Origin of the sequence: Chryseobacterium indoltheticum, assembly GCF_003815915.1 — a bacterium.
Classification (GTDB): Bacteria; Bacteroidota; Bacteroidia; order Flavobacteriales; family Weeksellaceae; genus Chryseobacterium; species Chryseobacterium indoltheticum.
The window spans coordinates 3,649,295-3,675,667 of sequence record NZ_CP033929.1 but is presented as its reverse complement, the minus strand read 5'-3'; the positions used below and the strand labels follow the sequence as shown (position 1 = coordinate 3,675,667).

At 34.4% G+C, this 26,373-nt stretch carries 27 protein-coding genes and 3 tRNA genes; 24 read left to right on the top strand and 6 right to left on the bottom strand.

From position 1 onward, the window contains the following. Positions 1–45: 45 nt before the first annotated feature. The 5 genes from EG358_RS16965 to EG358_RS16950 all read right to left on the bottom strand — a co-directional run bounded on the left by EG358_RS16965 (position 46) and on the right by EG358_RS16950 (position 2,827). Positions 46–1,029 carry an aldo/keto reductase gene (locus tag EG358_RS16965; RefSeq protein ID WP_076561114.1) on the bottom strand — a complete coding sequence of 328 codons (984 nt, stop codon included), beginning with the start codon at positions 1,027–1,029 and terminating at the stop codon, positions 46–48. 143 nt (positions 1,030–1,172) lie between these two features. Continuing rightward, positions 1,173–1,400, bottom strand: coding sequence for a type 1 glutamine amidotransferase family protein (locus tag EG358_RS19885; RefSeq protein WP_228421374.1), 228 nt, complete (start codon positions 1,398–1,400; stop codon positions 1,173–1,175). Next, positions 1,369–1,923, bottom strand: coding sequence for a type 1 glutamine amidotransferase domain-containing protein (locus EG358_RS19880; RefSeq protein WP_228421376.1), 555 nt, complete (start codon positions 1,921–1,923; stop codon positions 1,369–1,371). Before EG358_RS19880 ends, EG358_RS19885 begins: the two co-directional genes overlap by 32 nt. 2 nt (positions 1,924–1,925) lie before the next feature. Beyond that, positions 1,926–2,213 carry a putative quinol monooxygenase gene (locus tag EG358_RS16955; RefSeq protein ID WP_076561115.1) on the bottom strand — a complete coding sequence of 96 codons (288 nt, stop codon included), beginning with the start codon at positions 2,211–2,213 and terminating at the stop codon, positions 1,926–1,928. Continuing rightward, positions 2,213–2,827, bottom strand: a complete 615-nt coding sequence (locus EG358_RS16950; protein ID WP_076561116.1) for an NAD(P)H-dependent oxidoreductase — start codon at positions 2,825–2,827, stop codon at positions 2,213–2,215. Before EG358_RS16950 ends, EG358_RS16955 begins: the two co-directional genes overlap by 1 nt. 203 nt (positions 2,828–3,030) lie before the next feature. Between EG358_RS16950 and EG358_RS16945 the strand changes: the two genes are divergently transcribed. Together EG358_RS16945 and abc-f are read left to right on the top strand one after the other, a co-directional pair. Further along, positions 3,031–3,939, top strand: coding sequence for a LysR family transcriptional regulator (locus EG358_RS16945; RefSeq protein WP_076561117.1), 909 nt, complete (start codon positions 3,031–3,033; stop codon positions 3,937–3,939). 348 nt (positions 3,940–4,287) lie between these two features. Continuing rightward, positions 4,288–5,877, top strand: a complete 1,590-nt coding sequence (gene abc-f / locus EG358_RS16940; protein WP_076561118.1) for a ribosomal protection-like ABC-F family protein — start codon at positions 4,288–4,290, stop codon at positions 5,875–5,877. A 69-nt stretch (positions 5,878–5,946) separates the two neighbouring features. On the opposite strand, the gene EG358_RS16935 is transcribed toward abc-f, so the two are convergent. Next, positions 5,947–6,534, bottom strand: a complete 588-nt coding sequence (locus EG358_RS16935; protein ID WP_076561119.1) for a hypothetical protein — start codon at positions 6,532–6,534, stop codon at positions 5,947–5,949. Positions 6,535–6,816: 282 nt separating this feature from the next. On the opposite strand from EG358_RS16935, the gene EG358_RS16930 reads away from it, so the two are divergent. The 22 genes from EG358_RS16930 (at position 6,817) to EG358_RS16825 (ending at position 26,370) form a co-directional block, all read left to right on the top strand. Then, positions 6,817–8,103 carry an adenylosuccinate synthase gene (locus tag EG358_RS16930; protein ID WP_076561120.1) on the top strand — a complete coding sequence of 429 codons (1,287 nt, stop codon included), beginning with the start codon at positions 6,817–6,819 and terminating at the stop codon, positions 8,101–8,103. Positions 8,104–8,725: 622 nt separating this feature from the next. Next, positions 8,726–9,571, top strand: a complete 846-nt coding sequence (locus tag EG358_RS16925) for an energy transducer TonB (RefSeq protein WP_076561122.1) — start codon at positions 8,726–8,728, stop codon at positions 9,569–9,571. Between the two features lie 164 nt (positions 9,572–9,735). Beyond that, complete coding sequence (locus EG358_RS16920) at positions 9,736–10,509, top strand: ParA family protein (protein WP_076561123.1); 774 nt, start codon at positions 9,736–9,738, stop codon at positions 10,507–10,509. A 60-nt stretch (positions 10,510–10,569) separates the two neighbouring features. Further along, positions 10,570–11,460: a ParB/RepB/Spo0J family partition protein gene (locus tag EG358_RS16915; protein WP_076561124.1), complete on the top strand. Its 891-nt coding sequence runs from the start codon at positions 10,570–10,572 to the stop codon at positions 11,458–11,460. Then, on the top strand, positions 11,461–12,105 hold the full coding sequence (locus tag EG358_RS16910; RefSeq protein ID WP_076561125.1) for a DUF5683 domain-containing protein: 645 nt from the start codon (positions 11,461–11,463) through the stop codon (positions 12,103–12,105). 39 nt (positions 12,106–12,144) lie between these two features. Continuing rightward, positions 12,145–12,846: a 4-hydroxy-tetrahydrodipicolinate reductase gene (dapB, locus tag EG358_RS16905; RefSeq protein WP_076561126.1), complete on the top strand. Its 702-nt coding sequence runs from the start codon at positions 12,145–12,147 to the stop codon at positions 12,844–12,846. Positions 12,847–12,958: 112 nt separating this feature from the next. Then, a complete protein-coding gene (gene lepB / locus EG358_RS16900) occupies positions 12,959–14,602 on the top strand; it encodes a signal peptidase I (RefSeq protein ID WP_076561127.1) in 1,644 nt (547 codons plus the stop codon). Positions 14,603–14,666: 64 nt separating this feature from the next. After that, positions 14,667–15,281 carry a WbqC family protein gene (locus tag EG358_RS16895; protein ID WP_076561128.1) on the top strand — a complete coding sequence of 205 codons (615 nt, stop codon included), beginning with the start codon at positions 14,667–14,669 and terminating at the stop codon, positions 15,279–15,281. A gap of 83 nt (positions 15,282–15,364) precedes the next feature. Continuing rightward, positions 15,365–17,050: a S8 family serine peptidase gene (locus EG358_RS16890; RefSeq protein ID WP_076561129.1), complete on the top strand. Its 1,686-nt coding sequence runs from the start codon at positions 15,365–15,367 to the stop codon at positions 17,048–17,050. 126 nt (positions 17,051–17,176) lie between these two features. Then, positions 17,177–17,674 (top strand): lipocalin family protein, encoded by a 498-nt coding sequence (locus tag EG358_RS16885; RefSeq protein ID WP_076561130.1) that lies wholly within the window; start codon positions 17,177–17,179, stop codon positions 17,672–17,674. Positions 17,675–17,692: 18 nt separating this feature from the next. Then, complete coding sequence (locus EG358_RS16880; protein ID WP_076561131.1) at positions 17,693–18,382, top strand: OmpA family protein; 690 nt, start codon at positions 17,693–17,695, stop codon at positions 18,380–18,382. 110 nt (positions 18,383–18,492) lie between these two features. After that, positions 18,493–19,404, top strand: coding sequence for a UbiA prenyltransferase family protein (locus EG358_RS16875; RefSeq protein WP_076561132.1), 912 nt, complete (start codon positions 18,493–18,495; stop codon positions 19,402–19,404). A 2-nt stretch (positions 19,405–19,406) separates the two neighbouring features. Next, on the top strand, positions 19,407–20,723 hold the full coding sequence (locus EG358_RS16870) for an FAD-binding oxidoreductase (protein ID WP_076561133.1): 1,317 nt from the start codon (positions 19,407–19,409) through the stop codon (positions 20,721–20,723). Position 20,724: 1 nt separating this feature from the next. Next, entirely contained in the window at positions 20,725–21,450 is a 726-nt protein-coding gene (locus EG358_RS16865) for an SDR family NAD(P)-dependent oxidoreductase (protein WP_076561134.1), read from the top strand. A gap of 7 nt (positions 21,451–21,457) precedes the next feature. Continuing rightward, on the top strand, positions 21,458–22,045 hold the full coding sequence (locus EG358_RS16860) for an HAD-IB family hydrolase (protein ID WP_076561135.1): 588 nt from the start codon (positions 21,458–21,460) through the stop codon (positions 22,043–22,045). Between the two features lie 24 nt (positions 22,046–22,069). Continuing rightward, complete coding sequence (locus tag EG358_RS16855; protein ID WP_076561136.1) at positions 22,070–22,540, top strand: hypothetical protein; 471 nt, start codon at positions 22,070–22,072, stop codon at positions 22,538–22,540. A gap of 3 nt (positions 22,541–22,543) precedes the next feature. After that, positions 22,544–23,719: a cysteine desulfurase family protein gene (locus EG358_RS16850; RefSeq protein WP_076561137.1), complete on the top strand. Its 1,176-nt coding sequence runs from the start codon at positions 22,544–22,546 to the stop codon at positions 23,717–23,719. A 71-nt stretch (positions 23,720–23,790) separates the two neighbouring features. After that, positions 23,791–24,108 carry a thioredoxin gene (gene trxA, locus EG358_RS16845; RefSeq protein ID WP_076561138.1) on the top strand — a complete coding sequence of 106 codons (318 nt, stop codon included), beginning with the start codon at positions 23,791–23,793 and terminating at the stop codon, positions 24,106–24,108. 131 nt (positions 24,109–24,239) lie between these two features. Beyond that, positions 24,240–24,313, top strand: a tRNA-Asp gene (locus EG358_RS16840). A gap of 434 nt (positions 24,314–24,747) precedes the next feature. After that, a tRNA-Asp gene (locus tag EG358_RS16835) sits at positions 24,748–24,821 on the top strand. Between the two features lie 33 nt (positions 24,822–24,854). After that, positions 24,855–24,928 (top strand) — tRNA-Asp (locus tag EG358_RS16830). Positions 24,929–25,386: 458 nt separating this feature from the next. Next, positions 25,387–26,370: an L-histidine N(alpha)-methyltransferase gene (locus EG358_RS16825; protein ID WP_076561139.1), complete on the top strand. Its 984-nt coding sequence runs from the start codon at positions 25,387–25,389 to the stop codon at positions 26,368–26,370. Positions 26,371–26,373: the final 3 nt, after the last annotated feature.

Genomic DNA, 26,373 nt, shown 5'->3' with positions numbered 1-26,373 from the left:
AGAATGAAATTTTCACACCAAATCAACAATATGTTTGCTTGGAAATTAAATTTCTTTTAGTTCAGAATTAATAAAATTCAATTCTTCCTGTGATAGATCAAAAGATATTGTTTTTGCATTTTCAATCGCTTGCTGTGCATTTCTTGCTCCGGCTAAAACCACTGTAATTGCTGGTTGTAAAGTTGTCCAACGTAAAACTAATTGAGAAAGAGTAATTCCTTTTTCCTTGGCAATTGGTTCTATTTTTTCTAAGAAATTTTTTACTTTATCTAAATCAAATTGTGAAAAATAGCCGTTTCTGTGATCGTTTTCTTTTAATTGATCTTCTTTAAAATATTTTCCTGTCAGAAGACCTCTTTCCATCGGACTGTAAACGATAATTCCTGAATTATTTTCTAAAGAATAGGAAACTAAATCATTTTCAATCGCACGGTTCAACATGCTGTAAGGAACCTGATTGCTTGCTGATTTCAGTCTTTTATTGGCTTCTTCCATTTGTTCAACAGAATAATTGCTCACACCTGCTGCACGGATTTTTCCTTGTTGAATCAACAGTTCCATCGCTTCCATGGTTTCACTAATTGGCGATGTAGAATCTGGCCAGTGCAATTGTAAAAGATCGATGTAATCTGTTCCTAATCTTTTTAAACTTTCCTCAACTTCCTTAATAACATTTTCTTTTGAAGCAAATTTATACACGGGAAGTATTTTGCCGTCATCATTTGCATCAAAGAAAAATTCACCTTTTCCATTATTGCTTCCATCCCAAACCAATCCGAATTTTGTCAACAACTGAATTTTCGAACGGTCTTTTCCTTTGATAGCTTCACCAATCATTTCTTCACTCAATCCGAAACCATAAAAAGGTGCAGTATCAATGGAAGTTACACCATGATCCAAAGATGCATGAATTGAGTTAATAGAATCCTGTTTTTCATTTCCACCCCACATATTTCCACCGATAGCAAACGCTCCGTGAGTAATCACTGAAAGTTCTAGATCTGTGTTTCCTAATTTTCTATATTGCATTTTTGTTCTAATTTTTAAATTTATTTAACCGCAAAAATTTTCTATTTCGTTTGTCATTCCGTAGGAATCTCAGCAAAATCAATTTAATTCTAAGAGTTTAGATGTCTGCGGAATGACAAAAAGGATGGTTAAATAACTATGTATTATTTTTTTAATTCCTTTAAAATAGCTTCACCTACACTTTTTGCAGACTGAGGATTTTGGCCTGTAATGACTCTTTGGTCGCTTACGACATAATTTTGCCAAAGCCCTGATTTTTCAAATTTCGCACCTCTTTCCTTCAACTTATCTTCCAAAAGAAAAGGAACTACGTTTGTTAATTTTACTTCAGCTTCCTCTTCATTCGTAAAAGCGTTGATTTTTTTTACCATCCACCAAATACTTTCCGTTATCGAGTTTAATATTCACCAAACCAGCCGGACCGTGACAAACTGCGGCTACAATTCCTCCGTTTTCATAAATTTTTGAAGCAATTTTTGATAATTCTGTATTGTCTGCAAAATCCCACATTGCGCCGTGACCGCCTGCATAAAAAATGGTAGAATAATCATTTGGATTTACTTGTGAAGGCTGTAAAGATTGGTCGATTTTACTTTTGTCTTTACTTTCCCAAAACTCTTTGTTGACAGGGTCTTTTAAATCAAATCCATCAACAGGAGGAGTTCCGCCTTTCGGACTTACAAAATCAATTTCGTAACCGGCTTTGTGAAGAACTTCCCAAGGATGCGAAACTTCACCCAGATAATATCCGGTTTCTTCGCCGGTGTCACCTTTTTTGTCATGACTGGTCACGACAAATAAAATTTTCTTTTTCATATTTTTTGATTTTTTGGTTTGTGATTGTACGAATCCTACTGTAAATAATGCAAGAATTAATAATGCTAATTTTTTCATATTTAAATAATTTCAGTTAAATAAATTTGAGGTTTTTCCTGCAGCTTTTCATCAACCAAATTTCCAAAAGCTTTTATGTAAGGCTGTTCGTTATGCTGTTTCAATCCTTCTTCGCTTTTCCAGATTTCGTAGAAAACAAAATGATTTTTATCTTCAATTCCTTGATGAAGTGTGTACAATTCGTTGGCTTCTTCTTTTCTGGTTTCTGTTACCATATTTTGAAGAACTTCCAAAACTTCGGCTTTGTGCTCTTCTTTTGCTTTTATTATTGCGGTAAGATAGATTTTCATTAGAGTAATTGTGGTTTTAATTCTTTTTCAAAAACGTTTGTAAGATGCTCTCTGTATAATTTCATATCGCGTTCGATATTTGCATTTTTCTCTACATCATGGAAGTGGAAGCTCTCCATTTTTTCTAAAGAAACGAATGCATTCATTCTGTGAAAACCAAATAATGGTCCATTGTCTACACTTGTTTCGTTGAAAAATTCTCCGGGAAGCGTGAAGGCTGTTTCGGGAGCATTCCAGCTTGTGGTTACCATATATTTCCTGCCGCCCAACATTCCACCTGTTCCGTAGTTGATTTTCGGATTTTCAGAAGTTCTTCCGTCGCTCATGTAAATTCCTTTTGCATGACCGGCTGTGAAAACTTCATCAATATATTTTTTCAAACCATTCGGTAACTGAAACCACCAAATCGGAGTGTGGTAAATGATATAATCTGCCCAGACAAATTTTTCTACTTCTTCGTGTTTGTTGTAATTATCACTTGCGTTGGTGATTTGCACTTCTACATTTTCAAATCTTTTTAAAACTTCCAATGTGTTTTCTGCAATTGTCTGATTATATTTTCCTCCTGAATGTCCGAAGTTTTGTCCACCGTTGATGATTAATACTTTTTTCATTTTGTATGATTGTTCAAATTTTACTCTGCAAAGTTATGCTGGGATTTTGTATAATTAAAATAATATAAATCATACCTTTGTATTATAATTCTGATAAATCGTGAAGTGAATAGTGAATAGTCAATTTGCTCCGCTGGTGAATTTATCATATTTAAATTGATGATTAACTCCAAAGCAAATTAGTAATTGAAAAACAAAAAATTATGGTAAATCTTGAATGGTACCGCACTTTTAAAGCAATCTATAAAACCGGAACATTAACCGGAGCTGCAGATTCTCTGTTTATTTCGCAACCCGGAGTAAGTTTGCATTTAGGCTCATTGGAAGCATATGTTGGGTACAAATTATTTGACAGAACCGGAAGAAAAATGATTCCGACCGAGAGAGGAAAGGTTTTATTTAATGCCGTCTCAGAACCTTTGACCAAGCTTGAAGAAGTTGAAAAGAACTTTCAGAAATCTACTGAAAAACATACACCAACCATCAGTGTCGGAATGTGTTTTGAGACTTTTCAAACTACTTTGGAACAGTATGTTTCGACGCTGGATTTTAATTTAATTATCAGTTTTGGTGAGTATCCCGAAATGCTGGATCAGCTGGATAAAGGAATTTTAGACTTAATTATCACTCCCAAAAAAGGAACGTCGCCCAATATTCTGCATGAAGCATTTTCTTCTGAGCAGATTATTTTGGTAGGTGGAAAAGATATTGATACAGAGAGTTTTGGTGAAGTTTTAAAAACCAAAGATTTTCAAAAAATTGAAAGCTGGCTGAAAAATGAAAAATGGTACGGTACAACCGGCGATATGGAACATCTTTTTCAGTTTTGGCTAATGAATTTCGGGCATAAACCTAATTTCAGACCCAATTATATTGTTCCGAACTTAAATTCGATTATCCGTTGTCTGAAAGGAGGAACCGGATTAGCTGTCGTTCCTGATTTTTTATGTAAGAATGAAATTGAAAGCGGCGAAATACAACTGATTTGGGAAGGCGATAAAAAATTGGAAAACACTCTTTACTTTGGCTGCCGAAAAAAGACAATGTATCAATCTGAAATCGACCACATCAAAGGACTTTTCAGACAGGTGATGAGTGGAGTTGAGGCATGAAATTAAAGAATCGTTATTTGAAATGGTATAGGAAGCATGAGCGTTAAGAAAATTTAAATTTAATCCGTTAAAAAATTCCCACTGTTTGAGCATCTTACAATTTTGAAATTAATGATAAATTATAAATTCATGCGAGTTTTGGGAATTTTAGGATTAAATTTTAATTTTTAGCGAAGGATTCCAAACCTTGAATTTTTGCTTCTTTTGTTTTAAAACAAAGAAGAATATACTATCTTTGCATCACACAAAACCCAAAACATCAGACATGTAGAATTTAATTTCTTTCAGATTTAATAAACAATAACGGAAAATGTTATTGCAGTTTAACCTTACTAAAAGAAAGAAATTATGCTTTTTCTACACAATATATCCTTTGGGTTTCCTGCGGGAAATCTGCTTTTTAATTCTATCAATTTAACGATACTTTCTCACTCAAAATCGGCTTTGGTCGGAAGTAACGGCATGGGGAAATCTACCTTGCTGAAAATTATTGCCAACGAAATTGAACCTTTGGCAGGAAATGTCAATATTCAGGGTGATCTATTTTATGTTCCGCAAATGTTTGGAAATTTTAATGATTTGACGGTTGCGGAATGTTTGAAAATAGATAAAAAACTCAATGCACTTCAAAAAATTACCGATGGCGAAGTGGATGAAATTTATTTTGAAACTTTAAATGACGATTGGGACATCGAAGAACGCTGTCAAACCGCTTTACAAGACTGGAAACTTGAAGATTTAAATTTAAATCAAACCTTAGAAAGCTTGAGTGGCGGACAAAAAACAAAGGTTTTTCTTGCCGGAATTCAAATCAATCAGCCTGAAATTATTTTACTCGACGAACCCACAAATCATCTCGATTTGGAAGGTAGAAATCTTTTGTATGATTTTATTGAAAAAACAAATTCAACGGTTGTGATTGTGAGTCATGACCGAACTTTGCTGAATTTAGTTGATACTATTTTTGAATTAAGCAATCAGGGAATTTCAACGTATGGAGGAAATTATGATTTTTATGCCGAACAAAAAGCAATCGAAAATGAAGCTTTGCAAAACGATATTCATTCTAAAGAACGAGCGCTGAAAAGAGCTAAAGAAAAGGAACGTGAAACTTTGGAGCGAAAACAAAAACTTGATGCGCGAGGAAAAGGAAAGCAGGAAAAATCGGGGGTTGCAAGAATTATGATGAATACGTTGCGAAATAATGCGGAGAAAAATTCTTCAAAATTAAAATCTGTTCATGCCGAGAAAATCAATGATATTTCGGGGGATTTGCGGGATTTGCGTTCGTCGGTGAGAAATGCAGATCAGATGAAAGTAAATTTTAATGATTCAGAACTACATTCGGGGAAAATTTTGATTTCGGTGGAAGAAATTAATTTTAAATATCACAAAGAAAATCTTTGGAAAGAGAATCTCAATCTTGAAATCCGAAGTGGAGACCGAATTTCTATCAAAGGCTCAAACGGTTCGGGGAAAACGACGTTGATAAAACTATTATTAGGAGATTTACAACCTTCTGTCGGAACTATTTTGAAGTCCGATTTTCAGACGATTTATATTGACCAGGAATATTCTTTGATTGATACAAATGCAACGGTTTATGCTTTTGCCGAACAGTTCAATGATAATGCAATGCCGGAATCTGAAGTTAAAACTTTGCTTTCAAGATTTTTATTTGGAAAGGAAACCTGGGATAAAAAATGTGATTTTTTGAGTGGTGGAGAACGTCTTCGACTTCTTTTGTGTGGACTTTCCATCAGCAATAAAGCTCCCGATATGATTATTCTCGATGAACCAACGAATAATTTAGACCTTCAAAATGTAGAAATTTTGACGAATTCCATTAAAGATTATCATGGAACTTTGCTGGTGATTTCGCATGATGAAGTTTTTTTGGATGAGATTGGGGCGATGAGTGAGGTTTTGTTGCAGTAAAAAATACCAATAATGTTGTCATCATTCCGCAGGAATCTAAGCGGTTGAAAGGTTTCTGCGGAATGGTATTTATTTAATTTCTGAAAGTGTCCATCTAAAATAAATATTAGTATTGATGAGATCAATAAGAACATCTTCTAAATTTTTAATAAAGTTGTCACCTAAATTCGCTGGTGTCTTTTTTAAAACCTCTTCGAGTTTTTCTTTTGTGTAATCATGACTTTTCACTTCATTATTTTCGTCACGTACAAGATAATAAATCTTATTTCTTAATAGAACAGATATTAATTCATCAAGTTCTTCATTTTCATCATCTTTATATATATCATTAATTATTAGATCATAATTATTTTTTTGGATATTGTAATCTTCTTGAAAAAGTCTAATTAATCTTTCCTTGTTTAATTTGCTGATTACTTTAACAATAGCATGTTTATGCCCTGTAGCACTTCCAAATTCAAATATTCTTCCGTCTTTTTTTACAAGAAGTATTGGACCTTGACCTATTAGACATACCTTTTTATCTCTTGCTTGGTAACCAAAAACGAAAAGTTCATCGTAATCTTCTGTGTAACTGACTTCAACATGATCTCCAGCATTATTTAGTACATATTCTTCGGCTATTTTTAGAAATTCATCTTTTGAGTTTTCCTGCATTTTATTTTAAGTGTTTTTTGTGAAGATTGTTTAAGAAATTTTTTCGGTTAAAGTTTTTTATGAATCCTGAGTTTTCGCCTTTTCGCAATTCAGTTTGTAATTGTGATTGATTTTTCATAAGGTGTTTCTAAAGAATTTATTTTCAAATATAATCTAATTAAATGGTGGATTTCTAAATCCAACCACATGATTTCCACCCCACGAAAAAATAAAATCCACCGCAAATTTGCCCACCCAATTTTTTAAAAGTAATTTTGCATGAATCTAAAATAAAAGTAAAATATGTCAACTTACGTAGTTGTAGGTCTTCAGTATGGAGATGAAGGTAAAGGAAAAATAACAGATGTTTTATCGGCAAAATCAGATTATGTGGTGCGTTTCCAAGGGGGCGACAACGCTGGTCACACGGTTTATGTAGGCGATGAAAAGTTTGTTTTGCACCTTCTTCCATCGGGAGTTCTTCAGTGCAAAGGGAAGTGTATCATTGCCAATGGTGTAGTGGTAAATCCTAAATCTTTCATTAAGGAGGTGAATCAGATCGAAAGCAAAAACATGAGAACTGATCACATTTTTATCAGCAGAAGAGCGCATGTCATCATGCCTTACCACATTCTTTTGGATACTTACCGTGAAGAAGAGCACGGAGGAACACAAATCGGAACGACGAAAAAAGGAATCGGACCATGTTATGAAGATAAGATCGCAAGAATCGGTATCAGAATGGTAGATCTTTTGAATCCTGAGATTTTAAGAGACAAAATTGAGAAAAACTTAAAAGTTAAAAACTCTCTTTTCGAAAAATATTACGATAAGCCGACTTTAGATGTCGAAGAAATCTACAATGAATATTTAGAGATCGGAAAGCAGCTTCAAGACAGAATTGTAGATACTGAATTAGAATTAAACGAAGCCATCAGAGACGGTAAAAATGTATTGTTCGAAGGAGCGCAAGCTTTGATGTTAGACATCGACTTCGGAACATATCCATACGTAACTTCATCTTCTCCGTCAACAGGAGGAGTTTGTACAGGAGCAGGAGTTCCGCCAACATCACTTCAAAACCTTATTGGTGTTGCCAAAGCATATTGTACAAGAGTAGGAAACGGACCTTTCCCTTCTGAATTAGACAACGAATTGGGTGAGAAAATCAGACAAATCGGTGGTGAATTTGGAGCAACTACTGGAAGACCGAGAAGAACAGGTTGGTTAGACCTTGTTTCTTTGAAGCATGCTTGTATGATTAATGGGATCAATAACTTGGTAATTACGAAATTAGACGTTCTTACAGGAATTGAAAACCTTAAAATCGTTACGCATTACAAAACTGAAGACGGAAAAATCATCGATTATTTCACTTCTTCAACAGAAAAATTGTACAATTACGAACCAATCTATCAAGATTTACCGGGTTGGAACGAAGATTTGACAAAAGTAAGAAGCTACGACGAACTTCCTGATACGGCTCAGAAATACATCGAGTTTATCGAAAAATATTTAGGAATCAACGTATATTTAGTTTCTGTAGGCCCTGAAAGAAGCCAAAACATTATCAGAAAAGAATTATTCTAAGGAATATTTGAAATAAATTAAAAGAGACTATCAATTTGATGGTCTCTTTTTTTGTATCATTGCGAGAAGCGAAAGCTACGAAGCAATCTTAAACGAGCAAGAATAAATAAATCCAGTCATTCAGAGCGAAGCGAAAGCGCAGTGAAGAATCTCTATATACTCAAACTCTCTCACTCTCAAACCCTCAAACTCTCCAACTTAAATAAGAAGCTATTTCCCGCTGTCCACTATATCTTTTTTGTTTTTCCCGAACCTGATTTCCTTCACCAAAAAAAACAAAAAAGGATGCCGTTCCCATCGGGGCTAAGAAAGCGGTTCTCTGTTTCAAATAAAGTTGTAGCGAGTTTTTTTTCGTATTCTGAACCATCCCGTCAAAAATTCTTCCGAATTTTCGCCACCCCTCCAAAGGAGGGTAATTCAATACCTCCAACATCAAGCTTCCTTCACCCAACCTCAAAAACCTTATTCGTAAAATAGTTAAATTTTGAAGTTTAACACTGATTTTGATATAGGGTTGGGTTTTTGTTAAGTTTTTGGCAGAAATTTTGATATTGTTTCAAAGATTATTAACAATCATATTGAAAACTGATAATCTATATATTAACAATTTAATTTTATAGTGATGAAACACCTAGAACACAATCAGGAATTTCGACTGAACGAAATCCTTTTCGAAAACCGTAACAAAGCGTATGGTGCGTATGTATTAAGAACAGAATCAGACAGAATTTTAACCAAAGCATTTTTTATAGGTGTTGGTTTATTGGCTGCGGTTTCTATTATTCCGGTCGTTATTTCTGCGTTTAATTCTGCAGAAGTTACTGATACAAGCTTTACTCCAGATCCACCAGTAATGATTAATGTGGATAAACCGAATGATCCGCCTGCTGAAGTTTTACCACCACAAACTGTAACGCCACCACCTCCAAGTGTGAGACAATACGATTCACAAGTGGTAACACCAACAAGAAATGCAGATGAGAGTAAGATTGTAAAAGATATTCCGAAAGATGCAATTGCAGGAGTGAAAAATGATTTTGTAGCACCACCTGCTCCAAGAATTAATGTGCCTACAAGTGTAATCTCAGGTCCGGGAACAGTTGTTCCTCCAAAAGTGGTTCCGACGGTAGATCCAGGACCGGATAATTCTGTAAAAGATGCAAATGAACTAAGTGTAACTGCAAAATTCGAAGGAGGGATTGATGCTTTCAGAAATAAGGTGATGAACAGATTTGATGTTTCTGCTTTTGAAGATGAAGGAAGTGTAAATACAACGGTTACCTTTATTGTAGAAAAAGACGGTACCATTTCAGATATTAAAACCAACGGAAAAGATGCTTCTTTCAATGCTGAAGCAATCAGAACCATTAAAGCGGTAAAAGGAAAATGGATTCCGGGTAAAAATAAAAAAGGAGAATCTGTAAGAAGTTATTTCAAGTTTCCTATTTCAATGAAATTTGATAATTAATATCTTAAACACAAATCTCAATAGTTATCCACAAAGATTTATTTTTGTGGATAATTTTTTTAATGTCTAAAATGCTTGTTAACAATATTTTAACTCTATTTTCGTTTTAGTCATTCCCCAAGAGCAGAGAAAAAAGTGTATTTTTGAGGCTTAAAGTTTGAGCAATGGCAAAAATTATAGGTATCGCTAATCAGAAAGGTGGAGTAGGAAAGACTACTACTGCCGTAAATTTAGCTGCAGCATTAGGAGTTTTAGAAAAGAAAATACTGATCATTGATGCAGATCCACAGGCAAATGCAACATCCGGTCTTGGTGTGGAAGAAGTGCCGTATTCTACCTATAATCTTTTGGAGCACAGTGTTGAAACAAGAAATTGCATTCAGAAAACAACGACTCCGAATCTTGATATCGTACCTTCTCATATCGATTTGGTAGCTGCCGAAATTGAATTGGTAGACAAAGATAACCGTGAGTATATGCTGAAAAAAGCATTGCAGGAAGTGAGAGACGATTATGATTATATCATCATCGACTGCGCACCGAGTTTAGGTTTGATTACGGTAAATGCATTAACAGCTGCAGATTCTGTGATTATCCCGATTCAGTGTGAATATTTTGCTTTGGAAGGTCTTGGTAAGCTTTTGAATACGATTAAAAACGTTCAGAAAATTCACAATAAAGATTTAGATATCGAAGGATTGTTGTTGACGATGTATGACAGCCGTTTAAGACTTTCAAATCAGGTAGTGGAAGAGGTAAATGCACACTTTCCGGAAATGGTTTTTGAAACCATCATCAGCAGAAATGTAAGATTGAGTGAAGCGCCAAGTTTCGGTGAAAGTATCCTTAATTATGATGCTGAAAGTAAAGGCGCCATCCAGTATATTCAGCTTGCAGAAGAAGTGTTGCTGAGAAACGAAAATTTAGTAAAAAATTAAAATGATTTTTGTATTTAATAATTAAACAATTATCATTAATCAATAATCATTTATACAAAAATGAAGGACAAAAAAAGAGCGATGGGACGTGGTTTGGGAGCAATTCTAAGTGCAGAATCCAAAGCTACGGTCAATACAGCAACTGATGAGGGAGCAGATAAATTTGTAGGAAATATCATGGAAGTTTCCATTGAAGATATTTATCCGAACCCGACACAGCCAAGAACTTATTTTGATGAAAAAGCATTAAACGAACTTGCACAGTCGATTACGAACTTAGGTGTTATACAGCCTATTACGTTAAGAAAAGACGGTGAGAAGTTTGAGATTATTTCCGGGGAAAGACGTTTCAGAGCGAGTAAAATTGCAGGATTAACGACTATTCCGGCATATATTCGTTTGGTGAATGATCAGGAGCTTTTGGAAATGGCTCTTGTGGAAAATATTCAGCGTGAAGATCTTGATGCTATCGAAATTGCGCTTACCTATCACAGACTTTTGGAAGAAATCGGCCTTACTCAGGAAAATTTAAGCCAAAGAATAGGAAAAGACAGAAGTACGATCACCAATTCGATGAGATTGTTGAGATTGAGTCCGGATATTCAGAATGCAATCCGAAGCGGAGAAATTTCTGCCGGTCACGGAAGAGCAATCATCAGTCTTGAAAATGAAGAGCATCAGCAAGTTTTATTTGATTTAATTATCAAAGAAAAACTGAATGTACGTCAGTCTGAACAAGCGGCGACTGCTTTGAAAAATCCAAAATCTCCGGCTGCTAAAAGAGCAAAAGCTGAGCTTTCTAATAATTATAAAAGAGCGCAGAAAGCAATTTCAGATATTCTTGATGTGAAAGTGGAGATAAAAACAACAGGTACCGGCAAAAAAGGCAAGATTGTTTTAGATTTTAAAAATGAAGATGAGCTGGAATATATTTTATCTCATATTAAATAAATGAAAAAAATAGTTTTCACCTTTTTTCTTTTTTTATCAGGATTAGCTTTCTCACAAACCAATCCGAGAGATACTATCAGATTAGAGCATTATGCGACTGATACTATTCCTGCTGCAAAACCTCAGGCTCAGGCTGAAGCTCAAGTCGTTGATGATATAGAAAAAGCAAACGCACCCGCATCTCTGAAAATAAAAAAACTGAATCCCACAAAAGCAGGTCTATATTCTGCTGTATTACCGGGTTTGGGACAGGTTTACAATAAAAAATACTGGAAAGTTCCCGTTGTTTTGGGAGCAGTAGGAACCGGAGTAGGTATCGCAGTCTGGAACCAAAATCAATATAAAAAGTATCGTGAATATTATATTGCAAAACTTAATGGTGCTCAAAATGACTTCTTAGACAGAAACCCAACTCTTGATAAAGTGGCGTTAGGAAATGCGCAAGACAGAGTGAAGAGGCAGAGAGATTATGCAATTGCGATTACAGGTTTAATTTATATTTTAAATATTGTAGATGCTGTTGTAGATGCCCATTTATATGAAGGTCGTAAAGATCCTGATTTAACATTAGCTCCTGCGGTAATCTATGATGATCTTAATACAAATCCTCCGAAAACAGGCTTGGCTTTAAGTTTCAGATTCTAGGAAAATAATAAATAGTAAGATAATAAGTTTCAAAATTTTATGAAAATAGCATTAGTTGGATACGGAAGAATGGGGAAGATTATCGATGAGATTGCCTTAAAAAGAGGACATGAAGTTGTTGCCCGACTGAAAGAAACTCCGACTGCTGAAAATCTTAACAACCCGGATGTCGTGATTGAATTTTCACTTCCTGAAGTGGCTTTTGATAATATTAAAGCTTGTCTTGAAAATAAAATTCCGGTGATCTGTGGAACTACAGGCTGGCTGGAAAGAAAATCTGAAGTTGAACAATTAGCTGTTGAAAATGAAACGGCGTTTTTATATGGTTCAAATTTTAGTTTAGGGGTGAATTTATTTTTTGCTTTAAATGAAAAATTAGCTGGTTTGATGAAGAATGTTGATGAATATTCTTGTCAGCTGGAAGAGATTCATCATATTCACAAACTAGATGCCCCAAGTGGAACCGCAATTTCTCTTGCTGAAGGAATCATTAAGAACAATGATAAATTTGATGCATGGAAGCTGGAAGAAACTCAGGAAAAACAATTGGGTATTTTTGCCATCCGTGAAAATGAAGTTCCGGGAACTCACTCTGTTTATTACAGAAGTGAAGTAGACGAGATCGAAATAAAACATACAGCATACAACAGAAACGGCTTTGCTTTGGGAGCGGTAGTTGCTGCTGAATGGATTAAAGATAAAAAAGGAAACTTTACAATGAAAGATGTTTTAGGACTCTAGATTTGTAACAAAATTTCTACATTGCAAACTAATAATAGAGAATTTGTATAAGAATCTATTACTTATTACACATTGCTCATTAATCATAATTACAGATTAGGCACAAAAATTTATGAATTATTTTTTAACGTATACAGTTTATGTTCTCATTTTATCAGTATTGATGGGACTTTCCACTTGGAAGCTGTTTAAGAAATTGGGGTATAGTCCGTTATTCGCATTTATACCTTTCTATAATTATTTCATTATACTTAAAGAAACGAAACACCCGAAATGGTGGGCGATTTTATCATATTTACCGATTGTAGGTCCTATTATGATGAGTGTTTTTCATTTGTATTTAATGAAAAAGTTCGGGAAAAGCCTATTTAAAGATCAGTTATTGACGGTAATTTTGCCGTTTATCTATATGGCAACGGTAAACTATTCTAAAGAAACCGAGCTTGAGGATGAAAATGATTTGTATTTAACGGAAGAAGAAAAAAACGCAAAAAAGAAAGATACCTTTATGGGATCAATCACTTTTGCGGTAGTTTTTGCAACCATCATCCACGTTTTTGTTACACAGCCTTTCGGGATTCCGACCGGTTCAATGGAACGAACTTTACTGGTTGGAGATTTCCTTTTTGTAAATAAATGGAGCTACGGTTACAGATTGCCAATGCGTCCTGTAGCCATTCCTTTCCTACAGGGAACAATAATGGATACCGGTGAACCTGGAAATCCTAAAGATGATCCAAAATCATATGTTGAAGGAATAAAATTACCATACGAAAGAATTTTCCAATTCAGTAAGCCTCAGAGAAATGATATTGTCGTTTTCAACTATCCGAGAGATTCTGTGCATGCTTCACTAGACAGAGCAGATCCTTATGTAAAAAGATTGGTTGCTGTTGCAGGAGATACTTTTGAGATGAGAGACGGTAGACTTTTCGTCAACGGAAAACCTGAAACTGTTTTAGGAGATCAGGAAGTTCAGCACAGATATATTGTAAACACAGGAAGTCAGTTAGATATTCCAAGTTTATATAACACGTTTGGATTTTTACCTGTTCAGGAAGGGCAAAATGAAAAAGGCGGATTTGTATATTATTTTCAGGGCTTAACTGCAAAGACAGCTGCTGAAATTAAAAAACTTCCTCAGGTAATTGATATGCAGGAACATATTCAGCCGAAAGGTGAATCAGCTATTGCATACCGTGATGAGACAAGAACCAAAATTGATACTACGAATTCTATATTTCCGATTAACAGTGGATGGAATCAGGATCAGTATGGTCCGTTAAAAATTCCAAAAAAAGGAGATGTGGTTACAATAAACCAACAGACATTCCCTGAATATCAATGGATTATTAAAAATTACGAGCATAATTCATTAGAAAACAAAAACGGTAAAATATTCATCAATGGAAAAGAAACGAATCAATATACAATCCAACAGGATTATTATATGATGGTGGGGGATAACAGAGATGCTTCTCTTGATGCGAGATTCTTTGGTTTTGTTCCTGAAGAAAATATCGTTGGAAAACCGATGTTTACTTGGATGAGTTTGCAAGGGGCGTTTAGTGATAATGGATCATCGTATCAGGCACCATTTAAAGTTCGTTGGGACAGAATGTTTAAAGCAACCAATACCGGAGAAGCCGACAAAACTTCTTATTGGTGGATTGCAGCAATGATTCTTGTTCTTTTCTTTGGCTGGGAATATCTTATGAAATTATTCGGAAAGAAGAAAAAAGAAGACGAGATATAATTAAAATTAAAAATAAATAAAATGAAGTGTTTGAAAAAATGCTTCATTTTTCTATATAATAGTTATGCAGAATATATTATTACCGGTGTTTTATTTACCGCCAATTTCATGGTTTTCAGAATTTTTGAATCCTGAAAATGAAGTTGTATTCGAACAGTTTGAAACTTTTCCGAAGCAGACCTTTAGAAACCGTACCAATATTTATGGTGCTAATGGAAAGCTTTCATTAATTATTCCGATCAATCACAATGGAAGCCGTGAATTTAAAAATACTGAAATGTCTTATCGCGAAGATTGGCAGAAGCTTCATTGGAAATCTATTAAAACAGCCTATCAAAGTTCTCCGTATTTCGAATATTATGAAGATAAGCTGATAAAGCTTTTCGAAAACAAAGAAAAATTTCTATTAGATTTTAATATCAAAAGCATTAAGATTATTTTAGATATTTTAAAAACAGAAAAGGCATACTCTTTGAATAAAGAATATATCAAAAATCCGGAAGAGGTTAATTTTAGAGAAAAATTTTCTGCGAAAACACCTTCAGAATATGAGATGGATGAATATTATCAGACGTTCTCAGATAAAATGGGATTTTTGAATGATTTGTCGATTGTGGATCTTATTTGTAACAAAGGCCCGGAATCGATGACTTATATTAAACATATTAAAAAATTATAATCAGAGAAAGCTGTATAATTGGTAAAATGCCGATAGATATTGCTTTTGTGGATGATTATTAAATTAATAAATAAATTCTACATATGAAAAAGGTAATGTTAGCCGCTGTTTTTTTAGCAGGCTTTACTTATTCATCAGCTCAGCAGACTCCTGCAGTTGATCCAAAAGAAAATAAAGATTTAATGACTTGGTATCATAAAGATTTTGCGACGACAAAAGTTTATGGTGTTAATACAGAAAATGCATACAAGTTTTTAGAATCAAAAGGTTTAAAACCTAAAACAGTAGTTGTTGGTGTTTTGGATAGCGGAGTTCAGGTAGATCACCCTGGCTTGGTGAAAAATATGTGGAAAAACCCTAATGAAGTTCCAAACAATGGTAAAGATGATGACGGAAATGGATACATAGACGACGTTCATGGATGGAATTTTATCGGTGGAAAAAATGGTGACATCGGCATTGATAACATGGAAGTTACCAGAGTTGTTGCAAAATACAAACCTGTTTTTGAAGGAGATAATTCGACTCAGAATAAAGCAAATCAGGCAAAAATGCCGGAAGAGTTTGCCATGTATATGAAGTCTAAAGAGCTTTTTACTAAAAAAAGTATTGATGCAAGACAGAGTTTTCAGCGTTATTCAATGATCAATGATGCTATTCCTTCAATGGTAGCTGTTTTAGACGGTAAACCATTAACGGCTGAAAATATAAAAAACAGAAAGCCATCAACCCAGCTTGAAGCGGTCGCATTGGAAGTTCTTACCAATGTTGCCAAAGATCCTGCATTCGCCGGAAAAACACCTGCTGAGATTGAAACATTAATGAAAACTGAAATGAAGGGTGCGCTAGATCATTTTGGTCCAATGGCAAAGCAATATGATCTTAATTATGATCCTAGAGCAGAAATTGTAGGCGACAATTATAATGATTATTCTGAAAGAATTTATGGAAATAATCATTACCAAGGCCCAGATGCAGAACATGGAACACACGTTTCAGGAATTATTGCTGGTCTGCCACAAGGAAAAGAAGTACAATATGGTGTGGCATCAAGAGTTGCAAAAATAATGTCGGTAAGAACAGTTCCCAACGGTGATGAAAGAGATAAAGATGTTGCCAATGCGATAAGATATGCAGTAGACAACGGAGCAAAAATTTTAAATATGAGCTTCGGAAAACCAGTTTCGCCAGGTAAAAATGTAGTTTGGGATGCGTTTCAATACGCTCAGGATAAAGGTGTTTTGTTAGTGAAAGCTGCCGGAAACGAAAATGAAGATGTTGCGGAACATCTGGCTTATCCTACCAACTTTAAAAATGTTACAGACGAAGCACCTTTTGTGAATAATGTAATGGTGGTAGGCGCAAGTACCAACAGAAATAACGAATTGAGAGCCAGCTTCTCAAATTACAATAAAAAAATGGTGAATGTATTTGCTCCGGGAGAAGAAATTTATTCTACGATTCCTACCAACGATTACAGTTATCAGCAAGGAACGTCTATGGCATCACCTGTAGCAGCAGGAGCAGCGGCGGTATTGCTTGCTTATATGCCAAATCTTAAACCTGCACAGATTATTGAAGCTTTAGTAAAAACAAGCAATTCAAGTACAGAAAATGAATTCGGAGAAAAATCTCAGGCAGGCGGTGTAATCGATGTGAAAAAAGCAGCAGAATACGCTTATACTAATTTCTACGACGGAAAATCGAATACTGTTAAAACAAAAACTGTTAAAAAATCGAGACCGGTTAAGAAATCTGTAAAGAAATAGTAATCAAATACATTTAAGAAATAATTTATAAATAAGCCTGAGTTTTTCAGGCTTGTTTTTTTGAATAAATAAAATTTGGCACGGTTTTTTGTATTATCTTTAATGTTAAAATAATAAAACTACAATATGAAAAAGCTATTACTTGCAAGTATAGTGGGAACCTCACTTTTTGCAGTGTCTTGTTCCACAGTGAATAAAGCTAAAAATGCACAAGCCGTAAGATCAGAATTTCTAAAAATGAAAGGTGATTGGCAGATTGTAAGTATCGACTACGATAAGGCTTATAAAATTAAACCTTTCGACGAAGGAGCAGATGCACAATGCTTTGTAGGAAGTCACTGGAGATTTATTCCAAACAATTACTCAGGTTCTTATACATTAAATGGCGGAGGATCTTGCCCTAAATTTATACAGCCGATTAAGGTAGATATTAAAGGTGATGTTTTCACTTTCAAAAAAATTGTAGACGGTACAAAAGCAAAACAAAATACAGCTGGATATACTCTAAACGTAGTTAATTCTATGACTGACCAGTTTTCTTTAGAGCAAAATGTTCCATTTGAAGGAAGTTCTGTAAAAGTTGTTTACAACTTCGAAAGAACAGGAATGGACTATACTAAATAATAAATAAAATATTTTAAAATGAAATTTAATAAAACATATATCGCAGGATTATTTTTATCATCAGCTTTGTTATTAACGAGTTGTGAAGCCGTACAAAATTCAAATCACCAACAGAGAGGTACTGCAGTAGGAGTTGCTTCAGGAGCTGTAATTGGTGGTGTATTGGGGAACAATGTAGGTAAAGGTAAAAATGCTGCATTAGGAGCTGTTTTAGGTGGTATTATCGGTGGTGTTGCAGGTAACGTTATCGGTAATAAAATGGATAAACAAGCAAAAGATATCAAAGAAACTTTGCCTGGTGCAGAGGTAGAAAGAGTAGGAGATGGTATTAAAATCACAATGAATGAAAGTATTGTTACTTTCGCATTTGATTCATCAGACCTTACGGCTCTTGCTAAAACAAATCTTGATAAATTGACTAAAGTTTTAGTTGATAATCCAGATACCAACATCAATATTTACGGACATACTGATAGCAAGGGAGCAGATGATTACAATCAAAAGCTATCAGAAAGGAGAGCAAATTCTGTAAAATCTTATTTAATGTCTAAAGGGATTGCATCAAGCAGATTATTTGCTTTAGGAGAAGGAGAGGCAATGCCTGTTGCTTCTAATGATACTGATGCAGGCAGAGCAAAAAACAGAAGAGTTGAGTTTGCGATCACAGCAAATGAGAAAATGATTAACGACGCTCAACAGGGTCAATAGTCATTTAACATATAAATATTATTTCTTAAACCGCTTTGGCGGTTTTTTTGTATTTTTATACCTGATTTTTTTGTCGTAAAATCACTATTTTTGCAATCGAAACCACATAAATGAAGAAATATTTAAAATTACTTCGGGTAGAACAATGGGTGAAGAATCTTTTTGTTTTCGTTCCGCTTTTTTTCTCTGGTAATGTTAAAAATTTAGATTTACTTAGTAAAAGTATTTTTGCATTCATCATATTCTCTCTCGCTGCAGGCGTTGTTTATATTCTTAATGATTATAACGACATCGAGGCAGATCAAAAGCATCCCGAAAAAAGACGGCGCCCGCTTGCAAGTGGAGCTGTTTCGAAGAAAACGGCAATAAGCATTTTAATAGGATTAATCATTGTGGATCTGGCATTGATCTTATTTGCACAATACTATTTTAATACCCCAATCTGGAAATTCGCATTCATAATCGTGTTTTATTTCGTGATGAATCTTGCTTATACATTCAAATTAAAGCACGTTCCCATTATTGATATTTTTATCATTGCTATTGGTTTTGTACTTCGTGTACAGGCGGGTGGTTACATTACAGGGATCTTTATTTCGCAATGGGCAACTTTATTGACATTCGTTCTGGCGTTAGTTCTTGCAATAGGAAAACGACGAGGCGAGCTTATTAATGCACAGGTTTCAGGGAAAACAAGAAAATCTTTGGATGGTTACAATGTGCAGTTTGCAGATATTGCGCTTTCTATTTCGGTGACGTTGGCGATAGTGTGTTATCTTATGTTTACGCTTTCTCCGGAGGTTCAGCTCAAATCACATTCCAGTATTTTTTATACCGTAATATTTGTTGTTTTTGCATTTCTAAGATATTTGCAGCAAACATTGGTTTATAATCGTACAGAATCTCCTACGAAGATTTTGTACCGAGATCGGTATATTCAGATTACTTTGGTGATGTGGGTTATCTCGTTTTTAATATTGATCTATTTTAAAGAAAGTATTCATAATTTTAATCTACTGTAATTATGAAGCAAAATTTCATACAAAAAGTTACAAACTGGGGCAATTTTCCCATCGTAGAAAAAGAAATGAAGTCGGAAGACAGCTTCAGAAAGATTAAAGAATTTGTTCTGAATAATAACGAAGTAATTGCAAGAGGAAACGGTAGATGTTATGGTGATGCTTCATTAGGCGAGCATATTTTTTCTACTAAAAAATTAAATAAATTCATCAGTTTTGATCGGTTAAACGGAATTGTCGAATGTGAGTCCGGTGTTTTGTTATCTGATGTTTTAGAAATATCAGTTCCGCAGGGATATTTTCTTTATGTAACTCCAGGGACAAAATTGATTTCAGTGGGCGGAGCAATTGCTTCTGATGTTCACGGAAAAAATCATCATTCTGAAGGTTGCTTTTCAGAATATGTGCTCGATTTTAAACTGATGACAGAGAATGGCGACATCATAATCTGTTCTAAAGAAGAGAATTCTGAGAAATTCTATGCTACAATCGGCGGAATGGGACTTACAGGAATTATTCTTTCAGCAAGATTTAAACTTAAAAATATTGAAACAGCCTACATTCGTCAGGAAAGTATAAAAGCTGAAAATTTAGACGAAATATTTAGGCTATTTGATGAAAGTGAAAGCTGGACTTATACGGTTGCATGGATCGACTGTCTGCAAAAAGGAAAAGATATAGGAAGAAGTATTCTGATGAGAGGCGAGCATGCTTTTGCGCACGAGCTTCCTCAGAAGTTTTCTAAAAATCCGTTAAGATTAAAGAAAAAATTTTCTCCGACTGTTCCCTTCTATTTTCCCGGATTTGTCTTGAATGCTCTTACTGTAAAGCTTTTCAATCTGTTATATTATAAAAGACAGACAAAAAAAGAGGTGAAGAATATTATTGATTACGAAACTTATTTCTATCCTTTAGATGCTGTTAATGATTGGAATAAGATTTACGGTAAATCTGGTTTCATCCAATATCAAATGGTGATTCCGAAAGAAAATGGAAAAGAAGGAATGAAAAAAATTCTTGAAACCATTGCCAACAGCGGAAACGGTTCTTTTCTTGCCGTTCTGAAATTATTCGGGAAAAATAATCCTGAAGCATACAATTCTTTTCCAATCGAAGGATATACTCTTGCGTTAGATTTTAAGGTAAATTCTAAGCTGAAAAAACTGGTTGAACAATTAGATCAAACCGTGCAGGAATTCAGAGGCAGAATTTATCTTACCAAAGACAGCATGAGCAAATCTTCGCTTACCGATTATCTCAAAAACGTAGAAAGTTCAAAATTTGTGTCTTTACAGCACAAAAGAATCTTAAATAATAAGTAAAATGATAGTTCTCGGAAGTACATCGGAAGTGGCACAGGCTTTTGTGGAAAAAGCTTTGCAGGAAGGCGAAAAGTATGAAAGAATTTATCTTTTTACCTCAAACAAAGAAGCAACGGAACGCTTTGCAAAACATATCGATGTGAAATTTTTGCAGCAATCTGAAATTATTGAACTCGACTTGACGAAAGACATCAATTATTTTGATTTCGATCACGTCAATTCAAATGTCCTGTTCTGTGCGACCGGTTATTTGGGAGAAAGCACTGAAGATGGTTTATACGACAATAAAAATACAGAACGGATTATTGATATTAATTATTCAAAATTGGTTCCTGTTATGAATTATTTTGCTCAAAAATTTGAAAGCAAAAGATCCGGGACAATTATCGGACTTTCGTCGGTTGCAGGAGATCGCGGAAGACAGAGTAACTTTATTTATGGAAGTGCAAAAGCAGCGTTTACAGCTTATTTAAGTGGTCTTCGTAATTATCTTTTCGGAAAAAAGGTGCATGTTTTAACCGTAAAACCTGGTTTTATGGCAACAAAAATGACAGAAGGTTTACCATTAAACCCGAAACTGACTGCCACGCCAAAGCAAGCTGCAGAATGTATTTACAGCGCATTCAAAAAACAAAAGAATGTTGCATACGTTTTACCGATTTGGGGCGTTATAATGTTGATCATCAGAAATATTCCTGAGTTTATATTTAAAAAATTAAAGCTTTAACTGTAGCATGAAAAAATTGTATTGTTTTGATTTTGACGGAACTATTACCTATAAAGATACCATGTTTCTGTATCTTAAATTCTACAATCCTTCCAAGTTCCGCGTGCAGTTTTTGAAGCATATTCCACTTTTTATTTTATTAAAACTAAGATTGGCTGAGACCGAAAAAGTAAAAAGAAGTTTCATTGGTTCTGTTTTGAAAGGGCAACTTCAGTCTAAAATAGAAGAAAAATCTAAACAGTTTTTTGAGGAAAATTATCCTAAAATTGTCAGAGAAAATGCTTTAGATTTTATTAAAAATATAGATAGAGAAAATACACAAAGTCTTTTGGTAACTGCCTCGTTAGATATTTGGGCTAAACCTTTTGCCGAAAAATTACAGATGAATCTTGTTTCTACAAAGGCAGAGTTCAAAAATGGGGTTTTTACAGGAAACTTTATTGGTAAAAACTGCAATGGAAAAGAAAAATTAGAACGTATAAAAAAAGAAATTTCAGACTATAAGTACGATAAAATCATAGCGTTTGGAGATACTTCAGGAGATAAGCCAATGCTGAAATGGGCAAATGAAGGTCATTACCAATTTTTTCATTAATTTTGAAGGATTAATAAAAGTAAAATGAATAAACTGCTGATTTTTTGTTTTGCAACCCTGATGAGTTGTACAAGCACAATTGCACAAAAATCTGATGATATGCAGAATAAAGGTGAAATTATAATGTCTGAATCACAAGGTGGTGCCGAGCAGGCTGGCTTTGTAATTATAAAAGATGAACAGGAATTTCAGAATGTAATAAAATCTAAACAGGGAACTTCGCTTGTAGAACTAGGAAGTGAACCTGTCGTAAAGTATCCCGCATTTCCTGTTAATAAGAAGGTAGTTCTGTATAATATAGGCTCATTCAGGGCAGGTGATCATACCGTGAGAGAAATAAAAAATATTTCTGTAAAAGATAATGTGCTGTATGTGGAAGTTCCGATGCGTGAATCGGGCGGAATGCAAATTCAGGTACTTTCAAACCCTTGGTTTATTTTCTCAGTCCCTTCAAACTATCAATTCACTTCAGTACAATTAAAATCTTCAAACTAAAAAATGAATAAAATATATTTAGATAACGCTGCTACAACGCCTCTTTCAGAAGAAGTAATCGATGCAATGGTTGATACCATGAAGGTGAATTTCGGGAATCCTTCTTCTACACACAGTTTTGGTCAGGAAGCAAAAATTCTTATAGAAAATGTAAGAAGGCAGGTTGCAGATTATCTACATGTAACTCCCGCTGAGATTATCTTTACCTCTTGCGGTACAGAATCTAATAACATGATTATCAAATCAAGCGTTGAGCATCTTGGTATTGAAAGAATCATCAGCTCGCCGATGGAACACAAATGTGTTTCTGAGAGTATTCTGGATATGAAAAACAGAAAAGGTGTTGAGGTTGCTTACATTCGTCCCAATGAAAAAGGAGATATTGATTTAGCTAAACTAGAAGAATTACTTAAAAGTTCAGATAAAAAAACATTGGTGAGCTTAATGCATGCCAATAACGAAATTGGAAACATCGTTGATATTAAGAAAATAGCGCAGCTTTGCAAAGAAAATAATGCGCTTTTTCATTCTGATACCGTACAGACGATGGCACACATGAATCTTGATTTTTCAGACATTCCTGTGGATTTTGCATCATGCAGTGCTCATAAATTTCATGGTCCGAAAGGAATTGGTTTTGCTTTCATCAGAAAATCTAGCGGTATGAAAGGTATTATCACGGGTGGTCCTCAAGAAAGAAGCTTGAGAGCAGGTACCGAAAATGTTGCAGGTATTGCTGGTTTAGGTAAAGCTCTGGAGCTTTCATTAAACAACATGGAAGCTTATACACAGCATATGCAGGATATTAAACAATATACAATAGAGAGGATCTCTGCAGAAATTCCTGATGTGAAATTTAACGGTAGAAGCTCAGAAGCGGACAATAGTTTGTACACTTTGGTAAGCCTTTTACTGCCTTACAAAAATCCTTTAATCGGATTGCAGCTTGATATGAAAGGGATTGCTGTTTCCCAGGGGAGTGCATGCTCATCTGGAGCTTCAAAACCTTCCATGGTCATGATGATGGTGCTTTCGGAAGAAGAAATGGATCACTGTACTCCTTTGCGTGTATCTTTCAGCCATATGACAACAAAACAAGATATTGATGTTTTTGTAGATGCTTTGAAAGAAATTTCTAAAGATTTTGTTATAGAAAATACAAATGTTGAGCATAGATAAGCTTTTCATTTTAAAATGGTAATTTTGACTCAGGAAATTAAATAGAATATTAATAATTAAAAGATAAAAAAATGGCTTTAGAAATTACGGATAGCTCGTTTCAGGAAACGGTTTTAAAATCAGATAAACCAGTATTGGTAGACTTTTGGGCAGTATGGTGTGGACCATGCAGAACTTTAGGACCGATCATCGAAGAAGTTGCAACAGATTTTGAAGGTAAAGCTCTAGTAGGAAAAGTAGATGTAGACAACAACCAGGAAATTTCTATGCAATACGGAATCAGAAATATCCCTACAGTTCTTATTTTCAAGAATGGTGAGGTAGTAGATAAATTGGTTGGTGTAACGCCAAAAGAAGTAATCGCTGAGAAATTAAGCGCACACTTATAAAAAAAATCATTTGATAATGAATGCTTTCCGGTTTGGGAAGCATTTTTTGTTTCTAAAGATTTGCAGAATTGCCAAAAATTTGTATTTTTGCAATCACAATAACGGAAGATACTTCTGAAAGTTGTGAAAAAGATCCGGTAGTTCAGCTGGTTAGAATGCCGCCCTGTCACGGCGGAGGTCGCGGGTTCGAGTCCCGTCCGGATCGCATAAAAAAGCTTTAAAACATTTGTTTTAAAGCTTTTTTTATTGTTGTATTTGAGAAGGCAATTTTTATAAATCATTCAATTTGATGTAATAATGTTGTGGATTGGTAACGATAAATCTAATTATTAAAATTACATACAAATTAATTGCACGAATTATTTTGAAGAAAAAAATTCTAAGAATATTTCCAATCACCAAGATTTGTTGAAATATTGCAATAAATTTTCTGAAGATGCTTTGAAAATTGATCTTATGTCTGTCTTGCAGCGTGCTGATACTATTTTAATATTAAGCTTAATTTAAAATAATCAGATTGATAATCTGTGATTTATCTCCAATTGTAAGAAAATTAATAATTATAGTTTGCAGATAATCAAAAAAGCTATATATTTGCAACCACAATAAAGGAAGGTAATTCTTCAGGCATTGTGAAAAGATCCGGTAGTTCAGCTGGTTAGAATGCCGCCCTGTCACGGCGGAGGTCGCGGGTTCGAGTCCCGTCCGGATCGCATAAGTTTTACAATTTTAACTTTAATAAAATTGATCCGGTAGTTCAGCTGGTTAGAATGCCGCCCTGTCACGGCGGAGGTCGCGGGTTCGAGTCCCGTCCGGATCGCAAAAAATCTTTAAGATTTATTCAAATCCCTTAAAACAACGTTTTAAGGGATTTTTTTGTTTCAGATTAAGTAATTTTTGGATTCATTCTGATGATTTTAGCAATTCAATTAATATATAAATCTCAATTTTATTTACACTAAAACACACTCTTTCATATTATATTATACCTTTAAATGCATTGTAATGCTGCATTGTTCTAAGCTATTTTTAAAGCCTATTATTAATAGATTTCCATTCTGTATAATTTGTCTAATATCTTTCATGACTAAGAAATATATCTTACAAGACATATTTGTTTACTTTTATGCAATCTTAGATGTAAATATAATTGCCATTCAATTGGATAACATCCAATAAGAGTGACAGGTAACTAAAAAGTTTCTTTAACTTAGTATTATGTTTCAACATTGTCGGCAAGATAGTTGTAGTTTTAAAAGCAAATCAAAAATAGTATATATGAATTCACAGTTTGATACAGATCTGCAGATTGGAAAGAGTAATATCGATACTTTTCGATCTGATGTATTGGAAGGACTAAGCAGCAATCCCAAAAAAATGTTTTCAAAATATTTTTATGATAAAGCAGGTGATCAGATTTTTCAACAGATCATGAAGATGCCCGACTATTATTTAACCAACTGTGAACTTGATATATTTAAAAATAAAACCCAAGAATTAGCCGATATTATTTTAGGTAACGATGAACCTTTCGATTTGATTGAGTTGGGCGCTGGTGATGCAATGAAATCATCTTATCTGCTGAAGTTTCTGGTACAGAAAAATATTGATTTTACTTATATGCCAATTGATATTTCAGGAAATATTCTTTCAGTGCTCAATGAAAAATTCAGTAAAGAACTGCCGACAATGGATATCGTTACTTTAGAAGGCGATTATTTTAATATGCTCGATAAGGCAACTTCTATTTCAAAAAGACGAAAAGTAGTTCTTTTTTTAGGGGGAAACATCGGTAATATGGATTTAGAAGAATCTTATAATTTTTGCCGTGAGCTCAACCAAAAGCTAAACTTAGGTGATCTTTTGCTGATCGGGTTCGATTTAAAGAAAAATCCACATACTATACTCAATGCCTATAATGATACCGAAGGCATTACCGCATCATTTAATCTAAATCTTCTTCTGAGAATCAATCGTGAATTGGAAGCAGATTTTGATGTTACTCAATTTCAGCATTATCAAACGTACGACCCTGCTTCAGGAGCATGCAAAAGTTATCTCGTAAGTCTTGAAAAACAAGATGTTCACATAGATAACCATATATTTAGCTTTGAAAAAGATGAGTTGATCGATATGGAAATATCCCAAAAATTTTCTAAAGCTGATATCAATAAACTGGCAGAAAGCTCAGAATTTCATGTTCTTGCAGAAATTACCGATTCCAAAAACTGGTTTGTAGACTCTATCTGGCAAGTTGTTTAATCT